Here is a 22,923-nt window from a genome sequence, read left to right on the forward strand (position 1 = left end):
ATTGTCTCCATCCAACTTGTGGCCGCCATGACCTGGCGGCTTCTTTTTTGTCCCGTCGCATCCACCGCTGCCGCTTGCCGTACAATGGCGTTTTTTCCCGCAGATCGCTTCCGGCATGCACGACGCAGTCTCCATCCTCAATCATATTTTCGGCTATCCCGAATTCCGCGGACAGCAGCAGGAGATCGTCGAGCAGGTGGCGCACGGCGGCCACGCGCTGGTGCTGATGCCTACCGGTGGCGGCAAGAGCCTGTGCTTCCAGATTCCGGCGCTGCTGCGCGACGGCGTGGCCATTGTGGTGTCGCCGCTGATCGCGCTGATGCAGGACCAGGTGGCTACCTTGCAGGAACTGGGCGTGGCGGCGGCCTGCCTCAACTCCGCCACCTCGCCAGATGATGCGCGCGACATCGCCCGCCAGGCGCGCGCCGGCACGCTGGATCTGTTGTACGTGGCGCCGGAGCGCTTGCTGACGCCGCGCTTCCTGGAGTTTCTTTCCAGCCTGAACATCGCGCTGTTCGCCATCGACGAGGCGCATTGCGTCAGTCACTGGGGCCACGACTTCCGGCCGGAATACCAGCAGCTGGGACTGCTGGCCGAACGCTTCCCGCAGGTGCCGCGTATCGCGCTCACCGCCACCGCCGACGAACAGACCCGGCTCGACATCATCCACTATCTGCAACTGGCCGAGGCGCGGGTATTCCTGTCCAGCTTCGACCGCCCCAACCTGTTCTACCAGGTGGTGGAAAAGCACAACGCCAAGAAGCAGCTGCTGGACTTCATCCGCCAGGAGCACGCCGGCGCCACCGGCATCGTCTACTGCCTGTCGCGCAAGCGGGTGGAGGACACCGCGCAGTGGCTATGCGACAACGGCATCGAAGCCTTGCCCTATCACGCCGGTCTTAGCCACGCCCAGCGCGAGGCGCATCAGCGCAGCTTCCTGCGCGAGGACGGCATTGTGATGGTGGCCACCGTCGCCTTCGGTATGGGGATCGACAAGCCGGACGTGCGCTTCGTCGCCCATATCGACATGCCCAAGAGCCCGGAAAACTTCTATCAGGAATCCGGCCGCGCCGGCCGCGACGGCCTGCCCGCTGCCAGCTGGCTGTGTTACGGCCTCAACGACGTGGTGCAGCTGCGGCAGATGATAGAAGGCGGCGAGATGGCTGAACTGCAGAAGCAGGTTGAGCTGTCCAAGCTGGATGCGATGCTGGCTTTCTGCGAGGCCGCCAGCTGCCGCCGTCAGCACATTTTGGCCCATTTCGGCGAAGACAGCCGGCCCTGCGGCCATTGCGACAACTGCCTGCATCCGCCCATCACCTTCGACGCCACCGTGCCGGTGCGCAAGCTTTTGTCCTGCATCTATAGGGTCGGGCAGCGCTTTCCCACCGGGCATGTGATAGACGTGCTGCTGGGCCGGCAGAACCAGAGCGTCAGCCATCACGGCCACGACCAGCTCACCACCTATGGCATCGGCAAGGAGCTCAACCAGCGCGGCTGGCGTTCCATCGTGCGCCAGCTGGTGGCCCGCCAACTGGTACAGGTGGACATCGCCCGCGGCCAGTCGCTGGTACTGACCGACGCCTGCCGCTCGCTGCTCAAGGGCGAGGAGAGCATCCATCTGCGGCCGCTGGCCGACGAGAAGAAACCGCGCGGCAGCGCCGCGACCGAGCGCTGGCTGCGCACCGAGCGCGAAGAGCGGCTGTGGCAGGCTTTGCGCCGCTGGCGCCGCCAGGTGGCCGACGAGCACAATGTGCCGGCCTACGCGGTGTTCTCCGACCGCACCTTGCGGGATTTGGTGGAAAAGCGCCCGGACAGCCAGGCTGGCCTGCGGCATATCTACGGTCTGGGCGAGCTCAAGCTTGCCCGCTATGGTGATGCGTTGTTGCAATGCCTGCGCCAGGCGCAGGAATAAGCCATCTCACGCCATGGCTGACCAAATTCTTATATAATTAGTCGCATATTTGTAAGTTATGGAGAGTTGCATGGCTGTGAATCTGAATCCGCCGCAGGCTGATCTGCTGCCGCCGCTTGCCGGCGTTGAATTGCTGGTGGCGGAAGCTGGCATCAAGACCCCGGGACGCAAGGATGTATTGGTGGTGCGTCTGGACAAGGGCAACACCGTCGCCGGCGTGTTCACCCGCAACCGTTTCTGCGCGGCGCCGGTGCAGCTGTGCCAGGAGCATTTGGCCGCCGGCGTGCAGATTCGCGCGCTGGTGGTGAACACCGGCAACGCCAACGCCGGTACCGGCGTCGACGGCCGCCAGCGCGCGCTGAGGGTGTGCCAGGCGGTCGCCGCGCAGAGCGGCTTAGAGACCGAGCAGGTGCTGCCGTTCTCTACCGGGGTGATTCTGGAGCCGTTGCCGGCCGACAAGATTATCACCGCGCTGCCGACGCTGCGCTCTGCCAGCTGGGCCGATGCCGCCCAAGCGATCATGACGACCGACACCATCGCCAAGGCGGCCAGCCGCACGCTGCTGCTGGATGGCCAGCCGGTTACCGTCACCGGCATCGCCAAGGGCTCGGGCATGATCCATCCCAATATGGCCACCATGCTGGGATTCGTCGCCACCGACGCGGCCATTACCCGCCCGCTGCTGAACCAGTTGCTGCGCGAGGTGGCCGACCTCTCCTTTAATAGTATTACGGTGGATGGCGACACCTCCACCAACGACAGCTTCATCCTGATCTCCACCGGCAAGAGCCAGGCGGGGCTGATCGACTCGGTGGAGCAGCCGGCCTACCAGCAATTGCGCCAGGCGCTGCTGGAAGTGTCGATTGAGCTGGCGCAGGCTATCGTCCGCGACGGTGAGGGCGCCACCAAGTTCATCACCGTTGAAGTCAACGGTGGCCGCTCGGTGGCCGAGTGTAAGGACGTGGCCTACGCCATCGCCCGTTCGCCGCTGGTGAAAACCGCCTTCTTCGCGTCCGATCCCAATCTGGGTCGCCTCCTGGCCGCCATCGGTTATGCCGGTGTTGCTGATCTGGATGTCGACCGCCTGTCCTTATATCTGGATGACGTGTTGGTGGCCTGCAATGGCGGCCGCAGTCCGGACTACCGCGAAGAGCAGGGACAGGCGGTGATGAACCAGAGCGAGATCACGGTCAGGGTGGAACTGGGGCGCGGTGCCGCCAGTGCCCGGGTCTGGACCTGCGACTTCTCCTATGAGTATGTGCGCATCAACGCCGACTACCGCAGCTGATCCCCTTATATAGATAAGTTGCAAAACCGGCTATCTGTGCAAAAAGCTCCCTTCCGAGGGGGCTTTTTTCATTTCAAGCCATGAGTACGCCCGGTCTGCCGGCCATTTCGTTGGATGGTTCTGGTGGGAAATAAAAAATTTCATATTCATATATTGTTGCTTATCAGTAATTTGCGCTGCATCTCGTGAAAAACGTGCGTTTTTCTCAAAAAAGCAGTTGACCGAGGGTGAGGGCGCAGGTATAGTTCGTCTCCTCAGCTGACGCAGCGAACGAAACAAGCCGAACGAAACAGGTTCCGGCGGTGTTCGAAGCGGCCGGCACTGCTCTTTAACAGAACGAATAACCGATAGGTGTAAGTGCTTGGCGAAAGCCAAAAACTTGCACTGCAAGAGACAAGAAATACTTGTTTTATTTCTTTGAACTTGCGTGCCAGAAAATTTGCTATGAGATTGAACTGAAGAGTTTGATCCTGGCTCAGATTGAACGCTGGCGGCATGCTTTACACATGCAAGTCGAACGGTAACAGGGAGCTTGCTCCGCTGACGAGTGGCGAACGGGTGAGTAACGCATCGGAATGTACCGTGTAATGGGGGATAGCTCGGCGAAAGCCGGATTAATACCGCATACGCCCTGAGGGGGAAAGTGGGGGACCGTAAGGCCTCACGTTATACGAGCAGCCGATGTCTGATTAGCTAGTTGGTGAGGTAAGAGCTCACCAAGGCGACGATCAGTAGCGGGTCTGAGAGGATGATCCGCCACACTGGGACTGAGACACGGCCCAGACTCCTACGGGAGGCAGCAGTGGGGAATTTTGGACAATGGGCGCAAGCCTGATCCAGCCATGCCGCGTGTCTGAAGAAGGCCTTCGGGTTGTAAAGGACTTTTGTTCGGGAGGAAATCCCGCTGGTTAATACCTGGCGGGGATGACAGTACCGGAAGAATAAGCACCGGCTAACTACGTGCCAGCAGCCGCGGTAATACGTAGGGTGCAAGCGTTAATCGGAATTACTGGGCGTAAAGCGTGCGCAGGCGGTTTTGCAAGTCTGATGTGAAAGCCCCGGGCTCAACCTGGGAACGGCATTGGAGACTGCAAGACTAGAGTGCGTCAGAGGGGGGTAGAATTCCGCGTGTAGCAGTGAAATGCGTAGAGATGCGGAGGAATACCGATGGCGAAGGCAGCCCCCTGGGATGACACTGACGCTCATGCACGAAAGCGTGGGGAGCAAACAGGATTAGATACCCTGGTAGTCCACGCCCTAAACGATGTCAATTAGCTGTTGGGGGTTTGAATCCTTGGTAGCGTAGCTAACGCGTGAAATTGACCGCCTGGGGAGTACGGCCGCAAGGTTAAAACTCAAAGGAATTGACGGGGACCCGCACAAGCGGTGGATGATGTGGATTAATTCGATGCAACGCGAAAAACCTTACCTGCTCTTGACATGTACGGAACTTGCCAGAGATGGCTTGGTGCCCGAAAGGGAGCCGTAACACAGGTGCTGCATGGCTGTCGTCAGCTCGTGTCGTGAGATGTTGGGTTAAGTCCCGCAACGAGCGCAACCCTTGTCATTAGTTGCCATCATTAAGTTGGGCACTCTAATGAGACTGCCGGTGACAAACCGGAGGAAGGTGGGGATGACGTCAAGTCCTCATGGCCCTTATGAGCAGGGCTTCACACGTCATACAATGGTCGGTACAGAGGGTCGCTAAGCCGCGAGGTGGTGCCAATCTCATAAAACCGATCGTAGTCCGGATCGCACTCTGCAACTCGAGTGCGTGAAGTCGGAATCGCTAGTAATCGCAGATCAGCATGCTGCGGTGAATACGTTCCCGGGTCTTGTACACACCGCCCGTCACACCATGGGAGTGAGTTTCACCAGAAGTGGGTAGGCTAACCGTAAGGAGGCCGCTTACCACGGTGGGATTCATGACTGGGGTGAAGTCGTAACAAGGTAGCCGTAGGGGAACCTGCGGCTGGATCACCTCCTTTCTAGAGAAGGCGATCGTCAAGTACTTACAGCCTATCGGTTATTCTGTTAAGGGCAGCCAGCTCCTTGTGGGGCTGGCGTAGAAGTTTACTGGGTTTGTAGCTCAGCTGGTTAGAGCACTGTGTTGATAACGCAGGGGTCGTAGGTTCGAGTCCTACCAGACCCACCAGTTGGGGGATTAGCTCAGTTGGGAGAGCACCTGCTTTGCAAGCAGGGGGTCGTCGGTTCGATCCCGTCATCCTCCACCACAACTCAAACACAAGCGAACTCGGAAGAGTTTGGTTCTGTTTGCGTTGTAATTTTAACGCCCGATCTTTAACAAACTGAAGAAGCCGAATATATAAGACGGCGAAATGAAAGCGTAGAGTTAATTCTGTACGCGGACAAATCGTCATCTTGGGTATTTGATTGTATCTAAGGCTGCGTCGCCATATCAAAAGGGGCGGTGCAGTCGTCGCACAAACACGCTCTGTCATGAAGTGACGTAGGTTACTGAAATGATAGGGTCAAGCGACTAAGTGCATCTGGTGGATGCCTTGGCGATCACAGGCGATGAAGGACGTGTAAGCCTGCGAAAAGCGTGGGGGAGCTGGCAATAGAGCTTTGATCCCACGATATCCGAATGGGGAAACCCGGCCCTTAGGGGTCATCCCGTGCTGAATACATAGGCACGAGGAAGCGAACTCAGCGAACTGAAACATCTAAGTAGCTGAAGGAAAAGAAATCAACCGAGATTCCGTAAGTAGTGGCGAGCGAACGCGGAACAGCCTGTATGTGATAGAGATTGCGTTAGTGGAAGGTTCATGGAAAGGACCGCCATAGTGGGTGATAGCCCCGTACACGAAAACGCATTCTTGGTACTAAGCATACGAAAAGTAGGGCGGGACACGCGAAATCCTGTTTGAAGATGGGGGGACCATCCTCCAAGGCTAAATACTCGTGATCGACCGATAGTGAACCAGTACCGTGAGGGAAAGGCGAAAAGAACCCCGGGAGGGGAGTGAAATAGAACCTGAAACCGGATGCATACAAACAGTGGGAGCGGACTTGTTCCGTGACTGCGTACCTTTTGTATAATGGGTCAGCGACTTACATTCAGTGGCAAGCTTAACCGAATAGGGGAGGCGTAGGGAAACCGAGTCCGAATAGGGCGAATCAGTCGCTGGGTGTAGACCCGAAACCGAGTGATCTATCCATGGCCAGGATGAAGGTGCGGTAACACGCACTGGAGGTCCGAACCCACTAGTGTTGCAAAACTAGGGGATGAGCTGTGGATAGGGGTGAAAGGCTAAACAAACTCGGAGATAGCTGGTTCTCCCCGAAAACTATTTAGGTAGTGCCTCATGTATCACTTCCGGGGGTAAAGCACTGTTATGGCTAGGGGGTCATTGCGATTTACCAAACCATGGCAAACTCTGAATACCGGAAAGTGCCAGCATGGGAGACAGACAGTGGGTGCTAACGTCCATTGTCAAGAGGGAAACAACCCAGACCGCCAGCTAAGGTCCCAAATGATCAGTTAAGTGGTAAACGAAGTGGGAAGGCATAGACAGCCAGGATGTTGGCTTAGAAGCAGCCATCATTTAAAGAAAGCGTAATAGCTCACTGGTCGAGTCGTCCTGCGCGGAAGATGTAACGGGGCTCAAACTGATAACCGAAGCTGCGGATGGGCACAGTCAAATGTGTCCGTGGTAGGGGAGCGTTCTGTAGGTCTGTGAAGGTGTGTCGAGAGGCATGCTGGAGATATCAGAAGTGCGAATGCTGACATGAGTAGCGATAAAGCGGGTGAAAAGCCCGCTCGCCGAAAGCCCAAGGTTTCCTACGCAACGTTCATCGGCGTAGGGTGAGTCGGCCCCTAAGGCGAGGCTGAAAAGCGTAGTCGATGGGAAACGGGTTAAAATTCCCGTACTTTTGTGTAGTGCGATGTGGGGACGGAGAAGGTTAGGTCAGCAGACTGTTGGAATAGTCTGTTCAAGCCGGTAGGTGTGAAGAGTAGGCAAATCCGCTCTTCTTTAACACCGAGACGTGATAACGAGGGTCTACGGACCTGAAGTGACTGATACCACGCTTCCAGGAAAAGCCACTAAGCTTCAGCTACACAAGAACCGTACCGCAAACCGACACAGGTGGGCAGGATGAGAATTCTAAGGCGCTTGAGAGAACTCAGGAGAAGGAACTCGGCAAATTGATACCGTAACTTCGGGAGAAGGTATGCCTGTTGTGGTGTAAGACTTCGCGTCTGAAGCTATGACAGGTCGCAGAGAATCGGTGGCTGCGACTGTTTAACAAAAACACAGCACTGTGCCAACACGAAAGTGGACGTATACGGTGTGACGCCTGCCCGGTGCCGGAAGGTTAAGTGATGGGGTGCAAGCTCTTGATCGAAGCCCCGGTAAACGGCGGCCGTAACTATAACGGTCCTAAGGTAGCGAAATTCCTTGTCGGGTAAGTTCCGACCCGCACGAATGGCGTAACGATGGCCACACTGTCTCCTCCTGAGACTCAGCGAAGTTGAAGTGTTTGTGAAGATGCAATCTACCCGCTGCTAGACGGAAAGACCCCGTGAACCTTTACTGTAGCTTTGCATTGGACTTTGAAGTGGTTTGTGTAGGATAGGTGGGAGGCTATGAAGCCTGGACGCTAGTTCAGGTGGAGCCAACCTTGAAATACCACCCTGACCCCTTTGAGGTTCTAACCTTGGTCCGTGATCCGGATTGGGGACAGTGCATGGTAGGCAGTTTGACTGGGGCGGTCTCCTCCCAAAGTGTAACGGAGGAGTTCGAAGGTTACCTAGGTACGGTCGGAAATCGTGCTGATAGTGCAATGGCAAAAGGTAGCTTAACTGCGAGACCGACAAGTCGAGCAGGTGCGAAAGCAGGACATAGTGATCCGGTGGTTCTGTATGGAAGGGCCATCGCTCAACGGATAAAAGGTACTCCGGGGATAACAGGCTGATACCGCCCAAGAGTTCACATCGACGGCGGTGTTTGGCACCTCGATGTCGGCTCATCACATCCTGGGGCTGTAGCCGGTCCCAAGGGTATGGCTGTTCGCCATTTAAAGTGGTACGTGAGCTGGGTTCAAAACGTCGTGAGACAGTTTGGTCCCTATCTGCAGTGGGCGTTGGAAGTTTGACGGGGGCTGCTCCTAGTACGAGAGGACCGGAGTGGACGAACCTCTGGTGTACCGGTTGTCACGCCAGTGGCATCGCCGGGTAGCTAAGTTCGGAAGAGATAACCGCTGAAAGCATCTAAGCGGGAAACTCGCCTGAAGATGAGACTTCCCTGGAGGCTAGACCTCCCTGAAGAGTCGTTCGAGACCAGGACGTTGATAGGTCGGGTGTGGAAGCGCTGTGAGGCGTGAAGCTAACCGATACTAATTGCTCGTGAGGCTTGATCCTATCATTTGAGTGGCTTGGGAAACTGAGTGACGAAGATGGAGTGTGAGTGCGACACAATTGAGTACCCGAAAAAATATTCAGAACGCGTTGAGAGACGAGTTCAGGCTTCTTGAGTTTGTACCAGTTTATGTCTGGTGGCCATAGCGAGGTGGTCCCACGCCTTCCCATCCCGAACAGGACCGTGAAACGCCTTAGCGCCGATGATAGTGTGGCATTCGCCATGTGAAAGTAGGACACCGCCAGACGCCCGATAGCGGAACCCCAGCTCAATGAGCTGGGGTTTTTGCGTTTGGCGCGCCGGATGAATTTGTTGAAACCCCATGGACCGATTCCATGGGGTTTCTGCGTTTGGGGCTGATCGCCCGCCCGCGCCCGTCGTGCCGGCTTCTCCCCAAGACTGTCAGGATTCTCGCCGGGCTATGCCGTTTCTGCGGTCTCAATTGCGCTCGCCATGGGCAGGCAAACTGTTGTGGCCGGGCTAGCGGATGCCGTTTGCTAGGCTTGCGACCGCTTGTCGCGATTGTCAGTACTTTCGTCGGGGCGGCTTGCCGAGGCGGATGGCGTTTCTTCTATGCTTACATGAATGCTGGATGGATGGCGGCGCGACTTGAGCGGGAGGCCGGGCGATGACGTGTTGGCGGCGGCGGGCGGAAACGGGCTTTACCATGTTGGAGGTTCTGATCGCCCTTTTGGTGCTGGCCATGGGGGTGTTGGCGGCGATTGCGGTGATGCTCAACGCCGAGCGCGCCAGCGGTTCCAGCTATCTGCGCCAGATGGCGAATCAGTACGCCTACGATATGGTCGACCGGATGCGGGCCAACTCCGCGCAGGTTAGCGCCGGCTCCTACGATGTCGCCTCCGGCGTCAGCGCATCCACTTTCCAAAGCAACTGCGTGGCCACGGTCTGTACGGCGTCGGCGATGGCCACCTTCGACAAGTACCAGTGGCTGACCGATCTGCAGAATAATCTGCCGAACGGCACCGGCAGCATCTACCAGCCGGCCAGCGGCGCGACCACCGAGCGGGTAGTTCAGGTTTGGTGGACCGATGGCAATGCGGCGAGCGGCGGAGCGGTCCTCACCCAAAGCGTGAGGACCATCATGTGAGACAAATACGCGGGCAGCTTGGGTTTTCGCTGGTTGAGCTGATGGTGGCGGTCACCATCGGCCTGCTGTTGCTGACGGCGCTGGTCGGCGTGATGGTGGCGGGACGCAAGGATTATTCGACCGACTCGGGCCAAGGGGAGCTGCAGAATGCCGGCGCCACCGTTTCCGGCCTGTTGTCGCAGACCGCGAGGGGAGCCGGTTTCTTCGGCTGCTCCGGCGCCACCACCACCAATGCGCTGGTGGCGGCCAACGGCTTGCTGGGAAATTTCAGTTCCCCGGTTACCGGGTACGACGCAGTGATCGCCTCTTCCACGCTGACGCTGAGCAGCCTGAACGGCAGCAACGACAGTTCTTTGACGGACTGGAGCCCGGCGCTGGACAGCAGTCTGCAAGGCAAGGTGCAGCCAGGCAGCGATGTGCTGGTTTTCAGCGGCCAGACCAATGGCACGGTGCCGGTATGGGTCAGCGTCTACGCTTCGGCGGGCTCCACCTCGCTGCAGGCCTTGTCGGCATCCGGGGTGGCGGCAAGCAACCTGTTGTCGGTCTCCAATTGCGGCCACTCTTCGATCATGCAGGTCGGCAGCGTCGGCAGCGCCAGCGGCGGGAGCCTGATCAATCTCAACCAGGCGCTGGACAGCGATTATCCGGTCGGATCGGTGGTGGCGCTGTTGTCGCAAACGGCGTATTTCGTCGGCCAGGCTTCCGGAGCGCAGAGCGCCTTATATCAGGCGGTATATAACGGCACGGGCAGCGGCTGGCAGGTGACGCCTATCGTCCCCGGAGTGGACATTATGCAGGTGTGGTATGGCATAGGCAGCGCGCCGGGTTTGACCACCGAGTATCTGCCGGCGAACCAGGTGAGCAACTGGAGCCAGGTCAACAGCCTGCGCATAGCGGTGCTGCTGGAGGGGCCGCAGGGTACGGCGCCGATCAGCAAGACAGGGGGGAGCTGCGCCAACCAGACGCAGTGGACGGTGCTGGGCAATACCGTCAACGTGCCTTGCGATACCCGTCTGCGCCACGTCTATACCATGACCGTATCCTTGAGGAACGCAGGGCTATGAATCCGCTACGACAACGAAGCCGGGAGCGCGGGGTGGTGCTGATCGTCGCGCTGATCTTCATGCTGGTGATCATGATCCTGGGGCTGGCCGGCAGTTCGCAATCACTGAGCCAGCTGCACATGGCCAGCAACAATGTGCAGTACCAGAGCAATCTGGAGCTGGCGGAGGGGACCTTGCGCCAGGCCTACTCCTCGATGCTGCAGGGGGTGTTCGCCAGCCAGACCTTCACCGTGGCCGGCAGCAACGGTTATTACCAGTTCAATGCCAGCGCGGTGCCGGCCTGGCAGCAGAACCTGAACACCTCGTCGTTCTGGACCAGCACTTCGACGTCTATCCCCGGCTATACCGGCACGCCGCCGATTTCCGGTGTGACCAGCAGCTATGTGGTGGAAAGCATGCCGGCCTCCTGTCGGGCGGGAACCAGTTGCGGCAATCGCGGGATCTATGGCCAGACGGCCGGCGGCAACAATTACCGCGTGACGGCCCGGGTGGTGACTTCCAGCGGGGCCAGCCCGGTGGTGGTGCAGGCAATCTTCACGCAGTGAGGCGGATATGACTGACTGGAAACCGGCAGTAGGCATCGCGGCCCGCATTCTGTTGCTGGCGGGGCTGGTGCTAGCCGCTTATTGGGTGAAGGGCGGCGGGTCGACCGCCACGCTGGCGATCTCTCAAGTGCCGCTGACCATCACCACGCCGGCGCGGCCGCAGGTGGTGATCGCCGTCACCAATTCCGAATCGATGGACGGCAGCACCATCACCTATTGCAATGGCACGGGCAATAGCGCCGCCAACTGCAGTAACGGCTTCTCCACCACCTACACCGGCCGCGGCGGCGCCTTGATGACCGGTTCGGGGGCGGTGGGCGGTTTGAGCGGCTCGTCCTCGCCAGTCAACTATCCGGTGCCGTCCGGCTTCACTCCGCCGGTCAGCGGAGGGGCGACCGGCAGTTCGCAGCCTTATACCTCGACCTCGGGTTTCCAATTGGTCGACAACAGCCCGTCCCGGCTGAACGTCGCCAAAGCCGGCGTCCTGTCCATCCTCAACACCTACCTGGCGACGACGGACTTCGCCCTGCTGTCCTACCAGATGAGCAATACCAGGATGTATACCACCTGGGTGTACTACATGTCGCCTGCCGGCGGCTTCACCTTCACTAACACGCCCACCGCCACCAGCGGCACTGATACGGTCTACAACCCCTGTTACAACTATCTCACCTCGTCCTCAATGACGGTGGCGAGTAACTGCGGTTCAATCGCGTTGGCGCAGGGTCTTAGCGGATTGTCGGTCAACGGTAGCCAGTACATGACGGTGGCGGCGACCAGCGACGATGCCAATATCAACGATGTGTTGTATTCCTCCTCGCTCAACCCGGTGTTTATGACCTATGGTACGGTCAGTCCCAGCAATCCCTACACTTATTACTCGTTGAGCAGCTACAAGTCCGGTTCGGTGTCTGTGTCCTACAGCACGATGGCGCCGGGCGGGAGGACCAATTGGGGTACTAGCCCGACCAACGCCGGCTACGTGCCTTACGCGCCGCAGGTGATGTATGTGCAGCGCGGCTGGGGCTATGGCGGTTCGCAGTCGTATTCTGCCGCCAGCGCCAACGTGGCGATGACCAGCCTGAGCAGTCCGTCATCCTCGCAGCTGACCAGCGCTTACAACACCTTTACCCCCTATTTGCAGCCGGAGACCAACTCCACCAGCAGCTCCGAGATCAAGGCGGCAGCCGGCCAGTCGCCGATCTATGCCTTGCTGAAGACGGCGCAAACCTCGTTCAACAGCTCCAGCTCGTCCAGCAGCGGCTGCACCTCGCAGAAATACGTGGTTCTGGTAACCGATGGCCTGCCCACTCAGGACAAGAGCGGTTACTTCTGGCCGCCGGCCGGGTCCGCCGCGGCCAGCGGCTACGGCGTGACCGCCAGCTTCAATGCCGACGGTTCGCTGAACATGACCAGCGGAACCAACGACCAGGCGCTGATCGACGCCGTTACCCAGATTCAGACGCTGGCGAGCAGCGGCATCAAGACCTATGTGATTGGCCTGGGGGCCGGGGTGGCGCCGGCGGAGAACCCGACCGCGGCGCAGGTGCTGACGGCGATGGCGGTGGCCGGCGGCACCGGCTCCTACTATCCGGCGGTGAATGCGGCGGCATTCTCCAGCGCCTTGAGCAGCATCCTGGTGCAAATCCAGAAGGGCAGCTACGACCAGGCCTCGGTGGCGTTGAACAGCACCACGCTGAGCACCAATTCGCAGGCTTTTCTCGCCAGCTTCAATCCCAGCGACAGTCCGTACAACGACTGGACCGGCAATCTGGCCGCCTATTCGCTCTCCACCAGCAGCGGCCTGAATGTCGGCACCAGCGCCAACTGGCAGGCGCAGACCCAGGTGGACACCTTCTCCAGCAGCAACGCCTGGCAGAATACCCGGCTGATCGCCACCTGGGACGGCATCAACAACAAGGGCGTGCCTTTTGAATGGCCGGCCACCGGGGTGACGGGCATCAACGCCACCCAGCAGCTGCAATTGCAACCGTCCGATCTGAAAGGCAGCCTGCGGCTCAATTACCTGCGGGGCGACAAATCGCAGGAGGCGCAGAACGGCGGGGGCTTCCGCAACCGCAGCCACCTGCTGGGCGACATCATAGACAGCGGTCCGGTCTATGTCGCCAAGCCGGACGGGCCTTATAGCGACGCCAGCTATCTGAGCTTCATCAGCGCCAACGCCAGCCGCACGCCGCTGCTTTACGTCGGCGGCAACGACGGCATGCTGCATGCGTTCAACGCCAGCACCGGGAACGAGGCTTTCGCCTTCATTCCCAACGGCGTGTTCGCCAACCTGTATCAGCTGACCAGCACGTCGTACAACAACAACCATATCTATTTTGTCGATGGCTCGCCGCAGGCCGGCGATGTGATGTTCTCCAACGGCTCCTGGCATTCCATACTGGTCGGCGGCCTGGGCGGCGGCGGCTCGACCGTCTACGGGCTGGATGTCACCACGCCGTCCAATTTCACCACCGAGACGGCGCTGGCCAGCTCCGTGCTGTGGGAGTTCAGCGATAGCGGCCTGGGTTACACCTACGGCCGGCCGACCATCGCTCGCGTCAACGCTTCATCCTCGTCCTTTGCGGTATTCTTCGGCAATGGCTATGCCAGCAGTCTCAACCACGCGATCCTGTACGCGCTGAATCCGCAGACCGGCGCGACCCTGGCCAAGATAGACCTGTGCAGCTCGGTGCCGTCGGCCTGCAGCAGCAGCGCGCCGCAGGGGCTGTCGGCAGTGGTGGCGATCAACAGCAGCGGCAACGCCGGCGCGGCAGTGGACATGGTCTACGCCGGCGATCTGCAGGGCAATCTCTGGGCGATCAATGTTAGCAGCGCCAATCCGGCCAGTTGGACCGTTCGCCTGCTGTTCTCCGCAACCGACAGCAGCGGCAACCGCCAGCCCATCACCGCCGCGCCGGCGGTCACCTTGAACCCCAACTTCCCCAAGCAGAAGGGCACGATGGTCTACTTTGGCACCGGCCAGCTGCTGGCCCAGGCCGATCTGACCAACACCAACACCCAGGCCTTCTATGGCGTATACGACAATCTGAGCATTTCCGGCCTGACGCCGTCCAACCTGGTGCAGCAGACCGAGTCGCTGGTTACCACCGCCCAGTCCGGTTTCTCCAACGTCGCGGTGACGTCCACCACCTATAACTGGCAGAGCCCGAATCCGCCGCTCAGCTGTGTGGTGGGGCGCACCTGCCCGACGCTGTATGGCTGGTATTACAACTTGAACTTCGCCGGCAGCGGCACGCGGATGCTGACCGATCCGCAGGTTTTCTCCGGCAATGTGGTGTACACCACCTTCGCGCCGTCCTCCACGCCTTGCACCAGCGGCGGGCTGTCGTTCCTGATGGCATCCAGCTACATCACCGGGGGGCCGCCGGCCCAGCCCTTCCTCGACGCCAGCGGCAACGGGGTGGTCAACGGCCAGGACGTCTACAACCAGTTGCCGGTGTCGGGGGTGCAGCTGGGCAGCTTCTTCGCCTCCACGCCGGCCTTCGTCACCTCCAACCAGGGCGGGTACAGCGCCAGCGTCCTGGTGGGCGGGGGCAATGGCAACAGCACCAGCAATTGCGCCAATGGCAAGCTAAGCTGCACCAGCAGCAGCCCGTCGCAGCAGTACTACTCCTGGAGCGGCTGGTGGCAGATACAGTGAGCGGGCTGGGCGGACGGAATGAGTACCGGACAAGGAGGATGGCGGATATGCGCGGCATGACCCTGGTTGAGCTGATGGTGACATTGGCGATCGTCGCCATTCTGGCGGCGATCGCCTATCCCTTGTACACCAACTATCTGCAGCAGTCGCGGCGCGGCGACGCCTGGCAGGCGCTGACGACGGCGCAGTCGCAGATAGAGCAGTGCTATGCCCAGTATTTCGCTTACAACAATGCGGCCTGCACCGTGACCGCCAGTTCGCCCAATGGCTATTATCAGGTGCAGATCGCCTCCGCCACCACGTCCAGCGGCTATGTGCTGACTGCCACGCCGGTCGCCAGCGGCCTGCAGGCGACGGACAGCACCTGCAGCAGCTTCAATGTCAGCAACAGCGGCCTCCGCAGCGCGGCGAACGCGCAGGGCGCCGATACCAGCAGCACTTGTTGGCCGCATTGATGCGAGGGGATGACATGGGCGGAAAGAGCCGGGGATTCTCGCTGCTGGAGCTGATGGTCACCATTGCGGTGCTGGTGATCCTGCTGACCGTGGCGATGCCGGCCTGGCAGACTTTCGTGCAGAACCAGCGGCTCATCACCACCCGCGACAACCTGATCAATGCGATGAGCCAGGCCCGGGCGACGGCGATCAACGACGACGATGTGGCCACCATCTGCCCATACAGCGCGTCGTCCAGCAGCAGCTGCGGCAGCAGCTGGAGCGCCGGCTGGGTAATCAGCGAGCAACTGGCGAGCGGCACGGTGCTGTTGAAATCGCAGCCGCTGGTCTCCGGCTCCTCCCCGACCATAGGCACCCTGGCGGCGGGAACCTCCAGCGGCACCATTGCCAGCGTCAGCTTCAATCCGCGGCCGCCGTATGTGGCGGTGGCGCAGACCGGCGATTTCCGCATCTGCGACAGCCGCGGCGCCAGCTTCGCCCTGTCTTTCAATCTGCAGAGCACCGGCTATGTCCAGTCGGCCGCGAGCGCCGGCGCAACGTTGAGCGGCGCCGCGCTGAGCTGTCCCTGAGCGGCGGGAGTTGGGCAGGCGCGGGCGACGGTGGTATGCTTCGCGACTCGTCCCATTTGCGGGCGCGCCCGCGGTTGCAGCCTTGTCTCCCGCCCGCGCCGGCATGATTCGCGCAAGGAACAGCATGACTTACCCGATGCCGTCGTTTGAAGACAAGATCTGTCCGCCGGAACAGCTGGCCGAGCGTCTGGCAGCGCTGCCGCGTCCGCTGGTGTTCACCAACGGCTGCTTCGACATCCTGCATCGCGGCCATGTTACCTACCTGGCGCAGGCCAGGGCGCTGGGCGCCAGCCTGGTGCTGGGCTTGAATACCGACGCCTCGGTCAAGCGCCTGGGCAAGGGCGACGACCGGCCGATCAACAACGAGTTGAACCGCGCGGCGGTGCTGGCGGCGCTGGCAAGCGTCAGCCTGGTCACCTGGTTCGACGCCGACACCCCGGCCGAGCTGATTGAGCAGATCCAGCCCGACGTGCTGGTGAAGGGCGGCGACTGGACGGTGGCCAACATCATCGGCAGCGCCGAAACGCTAGCCCGCGGCGGCCAGGTGCATTCCATTCCCTTCCTGTTCGACACCTCCACCACCCAGACGCTGAACAAGATCCGCGCCGGCGAGGGCAGGACGTGAGCGAGCACGCGTTCGCGGTGCTACACCACCTGTCAGACGGCCGCTTCCACTCCGGCGAAGACATCGCCCAGGCGCTGGGCTGTTCCCGGACCCTGGTGTGGCAGGCGGTGCGCGCGATCGAGGCCGATCTCGGCCTGACCGTGTTCAGCGTGCGCGGCCAGGGCTACAAGCTGGCGCAGCCGTTTTCCTGGCTGGACGTCGCCAGCGTGCGCGCCGGGCTGTCCGATGCGGCCGCCGACACCTATACCCTGGCGGTGGCCGAGCGCACCGATTCCACCAATAGCCAGTTGATGGCGCGCGCCGGCAACGGCGGGCTGCACGGGCTGGTGCTGGCCTGCGAGCAGCAGACAGCTGGCCGTGGCCGCCTGGGCCGGCGCTGGCAGGCGCGGTTGGGCTCCGGCCTGACCTTCTCGCTGCTGTGGCGCTTCGAGCGCGGTATGGCCGAACTGGCAGGACTGTCGCTGGCGGTGGGGGTGGCGCTGGCGCGGGCCTTGCGCGGGCTGGGCGCGCCGGTGCGCTTGAAATGGCCGAACGACGTGCTGCTGGACGGCAAGAAGCTGGCCGGCATCCTGATCGAGCTGTCCGGCGACGCGCTGGGGCCGGCGGCGGTGGTGATCGGCATAGGGCTGAACGTAGACGACCCGGGCGTGGTCGACCAGCCGGTGGCCACGCTGCGGCAAGGCGGGGTGGCGTTGGAGCGCAACCGCATCCTGGCGGCGCTGCTCAATGAATTGCAGCCGGTGCTGTCGGCGTTCGACCGCGACGGCTTCGCCCCCCTGCGCGATGAATGGTGCGCGCTGTCCGCGCATCAGCAGGCGCCGGTGCGGCTCAGCTTCTCCCATGGCCAGCCGGTGGATGGCATCGCTTGCGGCGTCGCCGACAACGGCGCCTTGCGCGTAGAGACTGAACAGGGGACGCGGACCTTCCATGTCGGAGAGGTCAGCCTCAGGGAACGCCAATGAAGTTATTGATAGATGCAGGCAACAGCCGGGTGAAGTGGGCGGCGTATCGCGGCGCGGAGTGCGTGGCGAAGGGCGCGGCCGAGCATGGCGAATTGGCCGGTTTAGCCGAGGTTTGGGGCAAGCTGCCCCTGCAGGGCGCCTGGATGTCGTCGGTGGCGCGCCAGGAGGTGGCCGACGCGTTGGCGGCGGCGCTGAGCTGTCCGCTGCACCGCATTCATGCCCAGAGCCAGTTGGGCGAGGTGTGTAACCATTATCGCAACACCGCCGAACAGGGCGCCGACCGCTGGCTGGCGATATTGGCCGCGCGCGAGCTGTGCCGCGGCGACGTGATCGTCGCCTGCGCCGGCACCGCGCTGACGGTGGAAACGTTGACCGCCGAGGGCGATTACCTGGGCGGGTTGATCCTGCCCGGCCACGGCCTGATGCTGCAAAGCCTGGCGCAGGGCACCGCCAATCTCGACCGCCAGGCCGGCGAGGTGGTGGATTTCCCGCGCGGCACCGAGGATGCGCTGGCCAGCGGCGTGATGGCGGCGCTGGTGGGAGCCATCGAAGGGCAGCGGCGCAAGTTGGCGGAACAGACCGGCCGCGAACCGGCGACGGTGATCCTGACCGGCGGCGACGCCGGCCGCATCGCGCCTTGGCTCGCCGCTCCGCTTGAGATCGTGGATAATCTGGTGCTGATGGGTTTACTCAAGGTGGCGAACGCGTGATCAAGTGGTTTGTGGCGCTGGTGGTGGTGCTGAATCTGGTGGTGGCCATGTATGGCTCCTTCAAGCAGCGGCCGCCTATGGATGTGCATGCGCAGGAGGTGAGTCCCGGCCAGGTGAAACTGTTGCCGACGGGCTGGACGCCGGACGCGTCGGCCGCGCAGGCCAGCGCGCCGCATGCGGCGGCGAGCGCGCCCGCGGCGCTGGCGAAAGCGGCATCGGCTCCGCATGAGGCGGTGAAAGCCGCAGGCAAGGCGGCGGCCAAGCCTGTCGCCAGCGCGCCCAAGGCGCTAGCCAAACCGGCGAAGCCGGAGCTCAAGCCTGCGGCCAAGCCCGAAGCCTCCGGGGCGGTGGCAGTCAAGGCCGCGGAGGCCAAGCCGCTGGCCTGCTATCGTTGGGCCGGCCTCAACGACAGCCTGCTGGCCCGGGTGAAGGGCGGCGTGCCGTCGCTGAAGCTGAAGTCCGGCCAACTGCAGCAGGACAGCAAGGAAGAAAACAAGGGTTCGGGCCGCTTCTGGGTGTATTACCCGCCGCTGGCCACCCAGTCCGAGACCAAGACCCTGTCCGCGGAATTGAAAGACAAGGGCTTTGACAACTACATCGTCAGCGGCGACGAGTTCAAGGGCAACCTGTCGCTGGGCCTGTTCGGCAAGGAGGACGCCGCGCGCACGCTGGTGGCGCGGCTGAAGGCCGCCGGCTACGACAAGGCGGTGGTCAAGTCGAAGGACCAGCCGGTCAAGCAGACCACGCTGTCCTTCAAGGATCTGGACGCGGCGCAGGCCGAGCATCTGAAGGCGCTGCAGAAGCGGCTGACGCCGGGCATCGCGCTGAAGGGCTGCTGATTCCCGCCGCGATGTGAGGCAAGTTTGATCCGGCGGCTTGCCTCTCGGCATGTTGCGGCGCAGTATCGGAAACGGCGACAAATTGTCGCCGTTTTCCTCGTCTACTGCATATGGCGCGATACTTCCACATTACCAGGCTGCTGGACCGCGGCCGCTTCAACGACAGGGTGCTGCGCCAGCTGGGCTGGTCGATGGCCTTCATCGCCGGCGCCATCAACGCCGGCGGCTTCCTGGCGGTGCACCGCTATACCTCCCACGTTTCCGGCGTCGTCTCCGGCATGGCCGACGCCTGGGCGATGGGAGAGGTGCGGCTGGCGCTGTCTCTGCTGGTGATGCTGTGCTGCTTCATCGGCGGCGCGATGCACAGCACCTGGCTGATCCTGTGGGCGCGGCGGCAGCGGCTGCGCGGCGGTTACGGCGTGTCGATGATGGAGGAGGCGGCGCTGCTGTTGCTGTTCGGACTGCTGGGCGCCGGCTTGTCGCTGCACAAGGGCCTGTTCACGCCGCCGACGGTGATGCTGCTGTGCTTCATCATGGGCATGCACAACACCATCGTCACCAAGCTGTCCGGCGGGCTTCTGCGCAGCACCCACATGACCGGCATCGCCACCGACATCGGCATCGAGCTGGCCAAGATGAGCTACTACAACCGCCAACAGGGGCCGCGGGTCCAGGCGGTGCGCGCCAATCGGAGCAAATTCCGCGTCTACAGCCTGATCTTGCTGTCCTTCTTCGCCGGCGGGGTGGTGGGCGCATTGGGCTTCAAACACCTGGGTTTCGGCTTCACGCTGCCTTTGGCGCTGCTGCTGTTCCTGCTTGGCCTCAGGCCGGCCTGGTACGACGTCAAGCTGCGCTGGCGCTGGTGGCGGATCCGGCTCGCGGCGGCCAAGGCGCAGTCCGGCGCTTTGCGCCGGACTTGAACTACGTCCCTCATCCCGGCACACTGCGGGTTTCCGCGCCACGGGGCGCGGCAGCCTCAAGCCGTCGGCTGTGAAAGATGGACGGCAATCGCCGCAATTGTCATGAAAAATCATGGTTTTGAATGATTTCGGCGTACTCTCGCCTGGAGAGTGGAATGAGTGAAGAAATGATCTACGGCGACGGCGCCATCCGCCGTCAGGGCCTGTACGGCTCGTCCATCGAAAACACCTATGCCGGCGTGCTGTCCTTCATGCGCCGCAACTACAGCCGCAATCTGGAAGGCGCCGACGTGGTGGTGTCCGGCATCCCGCTGGACCTGTCGGTGACCTTCCGTTCCGGCGCGCGCATGGGCCCGCAGGCCATCCGCGCCGCCAGCGTGCAACTGGCCGAGCTCAAGCCCTACCCGTGGGGCTTCGATCCGTTTGAAGACCTGGCGGTGATCGACTATGGCGACTGCTGGTTCGACGCGCACAATCCGCTCACCATCAAGCCGTCCATCATCGAGCACGCCCGCACCATCCTGGCCTCCGGCGCCAAGATGCTGACCTTCGGCGGCGACCACTTCGTCACCTACCCGCTGTTGATCGCGCACGCCGAGAAATACGGCAAGCCGCTGGCGCTGCTGCACTTCGACGCCCACTGCGACACCTGGCCGGACGACAGCCCGGACAGCCTGAACCATGGCACCATGTTCTACAAGGCGGTGAAGGAAGGCCTGATCGATCCGAAGAAATCGGTGCAGGTGGGCATCCGCACCTGGAACGACGACTTCATGGGCCTGAACGTGCTGGGAGCGCCGTGGGTGCACGACAACGGCGTCGACGCCACCATCGCCGAGATCAAGAAGACCATAGGCGACGCGCCGGTCTACGTGACCTTCGACATCGACTGTCTCGACCCGTCGTTCGCGCCGGGTACCGGCACTCCGGTGCCGGGCGGCCTGACCACCGCGCAGGCGCTGAAGATCATCCGCAATCTGGGCGATCTGAACATCGTCGGCATGGATGTGGTGGAAGTGGCTCCCAGCTACGACCAGAGCGAAATCACCGCGCTGGCCGCCGCCCACATCGCCTGTGACATGCTGTGCCTGATGCGCAACAAGAAGGTGGCGGGCACGTTGTAAGCGGATTGCCGCAGCCGGAATCAGCCGACCATCCCGCGGGGTGGTTTTTTCATGGCGCGCCAAAAGAGGGCTATGTTGAATGGTAGGCGGAAGAAATGACAGGGGATTGATTGCCGGGACCGGTAGCCGCGACGCAGGCAAGCTGCCGCAGCGATGGGAGCGGAGGTGAGAATAGCGTGGACCATACACTTGAGACTGGCGTTGTTGGCGGGGGCGATGGCCCTGCTGCTGTCGATGCTGTCGGTCTGGTGGGGGTATCTGGATAGTTGCCGGGCGTCGCAGGCTGATGGCGAGCGCGCGGTGCTGCAGCTGATGGCGGTATTGCGCAGGCCGGCGGCGGCGGCTGCTGCCAGCGGCAACCGGCCGCTCGCCGCGGAGGTGGTGGCTAGCCTGACGAGCAGCGACTTGGTGCGCTATGCCCGCCTCACCGGTCGCAATGGGCTGGATGTCCGCGCCGGTCTGAGCCGGCATCAACTGCGGCATTGGCTGGCCTTGCCGTCGCCCTCCGCCTCTGGCGAAGCGTCCGGCTGGCTGGAGGTCGAGCCGGACCTGCCGCGGATGGCCGAGCAGGCGCGGCTCAATGCCTGGCATGCGGGACTGTTGCTGGCGGGGCAGGCGCTGATCGTCGCGCTCACGGTCTACCTGGCGGCCAGTGGCCTGGTAAGCCGTCCATTGGCGGGCTTGTCCTCCCGATTGCATCGCATCCTGCCCGGTTCATCGGAGCGGCTGTCCTTGCGCGCGCGCTTGCGCGGCAGCGAACTGGAGCGGCTGACCGACGACATCAACGGCCTGCTCAACACCGTGCAGATGGTGGTGAATATCGAGAGAGGCCTGCGAGAGCATCTGCGCTTGCTGGAAAAGCGCTTTCGCGGCGTGTTCGAGCATGCCGGCGTCGCCATCCTGCTGATGGACGGCAATGGCAAGCTGCTGTTGTCCAATCCGGCGTTCCGGCTATTGCTGGGGCGGGAGGTGGCGCCGGATGAGCAGGGAGAGTGGATTCCCGAGTTGCTGCTGCAGCCGCAGCGGCTGTGGCTGCGCGCCGACGAGAGCCGCCGCAGCGGCGCGCCGATGGCGGAGGATCTGCAAACCGGCCGCGGCTGGCTGCATGCGATCGTGAGCGCCTGCCTGGATGACGATGGCCGCCAGCTGTACCAGTGCCTGTTCTACGATATCAGCGAACGCAAGGCCTCGGAGGAGGTGATGCGGCGGATGGCGGACTACGATCACCTGACCGGGGTCTACAGCCGCCTGGCCGGCGAGCAGTTGCTGACGCGGCGCGTGGCGCAGGCGGCCGCCTCCCATCACTCGCTGGCGGTGATGATGCTGGATCTCGACCATTTCAAGCTGATCAACGACAGCTACGGCCATGAGGCGGGCGATGCGGTGCTGAAAGAGGTGGCGCGCCGCCTGCGCGCCCTGCTGGTCCAGGACGAATTGCTGGTGCGGCTGGGCGGCGACGAGTTCATGGTGGTGTTGAGCGGCGGCGAGGCGGTTCCGCGCGCGGTGGCGCTGGCCGGGCAGATGCTGGAGGCCGCCGCCGCGCCGATTGCGCTGGGGCGGGAGCGGCAGGCGCGGGTGGGCGCCAGCATCGGCATCGCCTTCTACCCCGAGCACGGCGACACCGCCAGCGATCTGCGCTGCAACGCCGACCGCGGGATGTACGAGGTGAAGCGGCGCGGCCGCAACGATTACGCGATCTTCAGCGGCAAGCGCCAGGATGTGCCGCCCAAGGTCGACGCCGACGACTGAGC

15 protein-coding genes, 2 tRNA genes and 3 rRNA genes are annotated in these 22,923 nt (G+C 62.0%); all 20 read left to right on the forward strand.

Features of this window, described 5'->3' with window-relative positions; genetic code table 11:
• Positions 1–115: 115 nt before the first annotated feature.
• The 20 genes from recQ (at position 116) to BI347_RS01910 (ending at position 22,921) form a co-directional block, all read left to right on the forward strand.
• Positions 116–1,912: a DNA helicase RecQ gene (gene recQ / locus BI347_RS01815; RefSeq protein ID WP_071111497.1), complete on the forward strand. Its 1,797-nt coding sequence runs from the start codon at positions 116–118 to the stop codon at positions 1,910–1,912.
• Positions 1,913–1,982: 70 nt separating this feature from the next.
• A complete protein-coding gene (gene argJ / locus BI347_RS01820) occupies positions 1,983–3,200 on the forward strand; it encodes a bifunctional glutamate N-acetyltransferase/amino-acid acetyltransferase ArgJ (protein WP_071115180.1) in 1,218 nt (405 codons plus the stop codon).
• A gap of 452 nt (positions 3,201–3,652) precedes the next feature.
• Positions 3,653–5,188: ribosomal RNA gene (locus BI347_RS01825) — 16S ribosomal RNA — on the forward strand.
• Between the two features lie 90 nt (positions 5,189–5,278).
• Positions 5,279–5,355, forward strand: a tRNA-Ile gene (locus BI347_RS01830).
• A 3-nt stretch (positions 5,356–5,358) separates the two neighbouring features.
• Positions 5,359–5,434 (forward strand) — tRNA-Ala (locus BI347_RS01835).
• 256 nt (positions 5,435–5,690) lie between these two features.
• A 23S ribosomal RNA gene (locus BI347_RS01840) occupies positions 5,691–8,586 on the forward strand.
• A gap of 130 nt (positions 8,587–8,716) precedes the next feature.
• Positions 8,717–8,831 (forward strand): 5S ribosomal RNA (rrf, locus tag BI347_RS01845).
• The 16S, 23S and 5S rRNA genes sit together here with 2 tRNA genes alongside, the layout of an rRNA operon.
• A 381-nt stretch (positions 8,832–9,212) precedes the next feature.
• A complete protein-coding gene (pilV, locus tag BI347_RS01850) occupies positions 9,213–9,692 on the forward strand; it encodes a type IV pilus modification protein PilV (RefSeq protein ID WP_083338633.1) in 480 nt (159 codons plus the stop codon).
• Positions 9,689–10,756, forward strand: a complete 1,068-nt coding sequence (locus BI347_RS01855) for a PilW family protein (RefSeq protein WP_158020698.1) — start codon at positions 9,689–9,691, stop codon at positions 10,754–10,756. Before pilV ends, BI347_RS01855 begins: the two co-directional genes overlap by 4 nt.
• Complete coding sequence (locus BI347_RS01860; RefSeq protein WP_139166867.1) at positions 10,753–11,301, forward strand: pilus assembly PilX family protein; 549 nt, start codon at positions 10,753–10,755, stop codon at positions 11,299–11,301. The genes BI347_RS01855 and BI347_RS01860 overlap by 4 nt, the downstream gene beginning before the upstream one ends.
• A gap of 7 nt (positions 11,302–11,308) precedes the next feature.
• The gene (locus BI347_RS01865) at positions 11,309–14,968 is read left to right on the forward strand and encodes a pilus assembly protein (protein WP_071111492.1); all 3,660 of its coding nucleotides are present in this window, start codon (positions 11,309–11,311) and stop codon (positions 14,966–14,968) included.
• 47 nt (positions 14,969–15,015) lie between these two features.
• Positions 15,016–15,423 carry a type IV pilin protein gene (locus BI347_RS01870; RefSeq protein WP_275636649.1) on the forward strand — a complete coding sequence of 136 codons (408 nt, stop codon included), beginning with the start codon at positions 15,016–15,018 and terminating at the stop codon, positions 15,421–15,423.
• A 14-nt stretch (positions 15,424–15,437) separates the two neighbouring features.
• A complete protein-coding gene (locus BI347_RS01875) occupies positions 15,438–15,992 on the forward strand; it encodes a pilus assembly FimT family protein (protein WP_071115182.1) in 555 nt (184 codons plus the stop codon).
• Between the two features lie 124 nt (positions 15,993–16,116).
• The gene (rfaE2, locus tag BI347_RS01880; protein ID WP_071111489.1) at positions 16,117–16,617 is read left to right on the forward strand and encodes a D-glycero-beta-D-manno-heptose 1-phosphate adenylyltransferase; all 501 of its coding nucleotides are present in this window, start codon (positions 16,117–16,119) and stop codon (positions 16,615–16,617) included.
• Positions 16,614–17,579 (forward strand): biotin--[acetyl-CoA-carboxylase] ligase, encoded by a 966-nt coding sequence (locus tag BI347_RS01885; protein ID WP_071111488.1) that lies wholly within the window; start codon positions 16,614–16,616, stop codon positions 17,577–17,579. Before rfaE2 ends, BI347_RS01885 begins: the two co-directional genes overlap by 4 nt.
• Positions 17,576–18,289 (forward strand): type III pantothenate kinase, encoded by a 714-nt coding sequence (locus BI347_RS01890; RefSeq protein ID WP_071111487.1) that lies wholly within the window; start codon positions 17,576–17,578, stop codon positions 18,287–18,289. The genes BI347_RS01885 and BI347_RS01890 overlap by 4 nt, the downstream gene beginning before the upstream one ends.
• A complete protein-coding gene (locus BI347_RS24740) occupies positions 18,286–19,128 on the forward strand; it encodes an SPOR domain-containing protein (protein WP_275636655.1) in 843 nt (280 codons plus the stop codon). Before BI347_RS01890 ends, BI347_RS24740 begins: the two co-directional genes overlap by 4 nt.
• Positions 19,129–19,238: 110 nt before the next feature.
• Complete coding sequence (locus BI347_RS01900; RefSeq protein ID WP_083338634.1) at positions 19,239–20,048, forward strand: YoaK family protein; 810 nt, start codon at positions 19,239–19,241, stop codon at positions 20,046–20,048.
• 155 nt (positions 20,049–20,203) lie between these two features.
• Positions 20,204–21,172, forward strand: a complete 969-nt coding sequence (gene speB, locus BI347_RS01905) for an agmatinase (RefSeq protein WP_071111486.1) — start codon at positions 20,204–20,206, stop codon at positions 21,170–21,172.
• A 165-nt stretch (positions 21,173–21,337) separates the two neighbouring features.
• On the forward strand, positions 21,338–22,921 hold the full coding sequence (locus BI347_RS01910; protein WP_158020700.1) for a diguanylate cyclase domain-containing protein: 1,584 nt from the start codon (positions 21,338–21,340) through the stop codon (positions 22,919–22,921).
• The last annotated feature ends 2 nt before the right edge of the window (positions 22,922–22,923 follow it).

Origin of the sequence: Chromobacterium sphagni, assembly GCF_001855575.1 — a bacterium.
GTDB classification, from domain to species: domain Bacteria; phylum Pseudomonadota; class Gammaproteobacteria; order Burkholderiales; family Chromobacteriaceae; genus Chromobacterium; species Chromobacterium sphagni.

What these genes read in the sequence shown, in the direction of transcription:
- recQ (WP_071111497.1), top strand. Translation starts at nt 116, where the DNA reads ATGCACGACGCAGTCTCCATCCTCAATCATATTTTCGGCTATCCCGAA.
- argJ (WP_071115180.1), top strand. Translation starts at nt 1,983, where the DNA reads ATGGCTGTGAATCTGAATCCGCCGCAGGCTGATCTGCTGCCGCCGCTT.
- pilV (WP_083338633.1), top strand. Translation starts at nt 9,213, where the DNA reads ATGACGTGTTGGCGGCGGCGGGCGGAAACGGGCTTTACCATGTTGGAG.
- BI347_RS01860 (WP_139166867.1), top strand. Translation starts at nt 10,753, where the DNA reads ATGAATCCGCTACGACAACGAAGCCGGGAGCGCGGGGTGGTGCTGATC.
- BI347_RS01865 (WP_071111492.1), top strand. Translation starts at nt 11,309, where the DNA reads ATGACTGACTGGAAACCGGCAGTAGGCATCGCGGCCCGCATTCTGTTG.
- BI347_RS01870 (WP_275636649.1), top strand. Translation starts at nt 15,016, where the DNA reads ATGCGCGGCATGACCCTGGTTGAGCTGATGGTGACATTGGCGATCGTC.
- BI347_RS01875 (WP_071115182.1), top strand. Translation starts at nt 15,438, where the DNA reads ATGGGCGGAAAGAGCCGGGGATTCTCGCTGCTGGAGCTGATGGTCACC.
- rfaE2 (WP_071111489.1), top strand. Translation starts at nt 16,117, where the DNA reads ATGACTTACCCGATGCCGTCGTTTGAAGACAAGATCTGTCCGCCGGAA.
- BI347_RS01890 (WP_071111487.1), top strand. Translation starts at nt 17,576, where the DNA reads ATGAAGTTATTGATAGATGCAGGCAACAGCCGGGTGAAGTGGGCGGCG.
- BI347_RS01900 (WP_083338634.1), top strand. Translation starts at nt 19,239, where the DNA reads ATGGCGCGATACTTCCACATTACCAGGCTGCTGGACCGCGGCCGCTTC.
- speB (WP_071111486.1), top strand. Translation starts at nt 20,204, where the DNA reads ATGAGTGAAGAAATGATCTACGGCGACGGCGCCATCCGCCGTCAGGGC.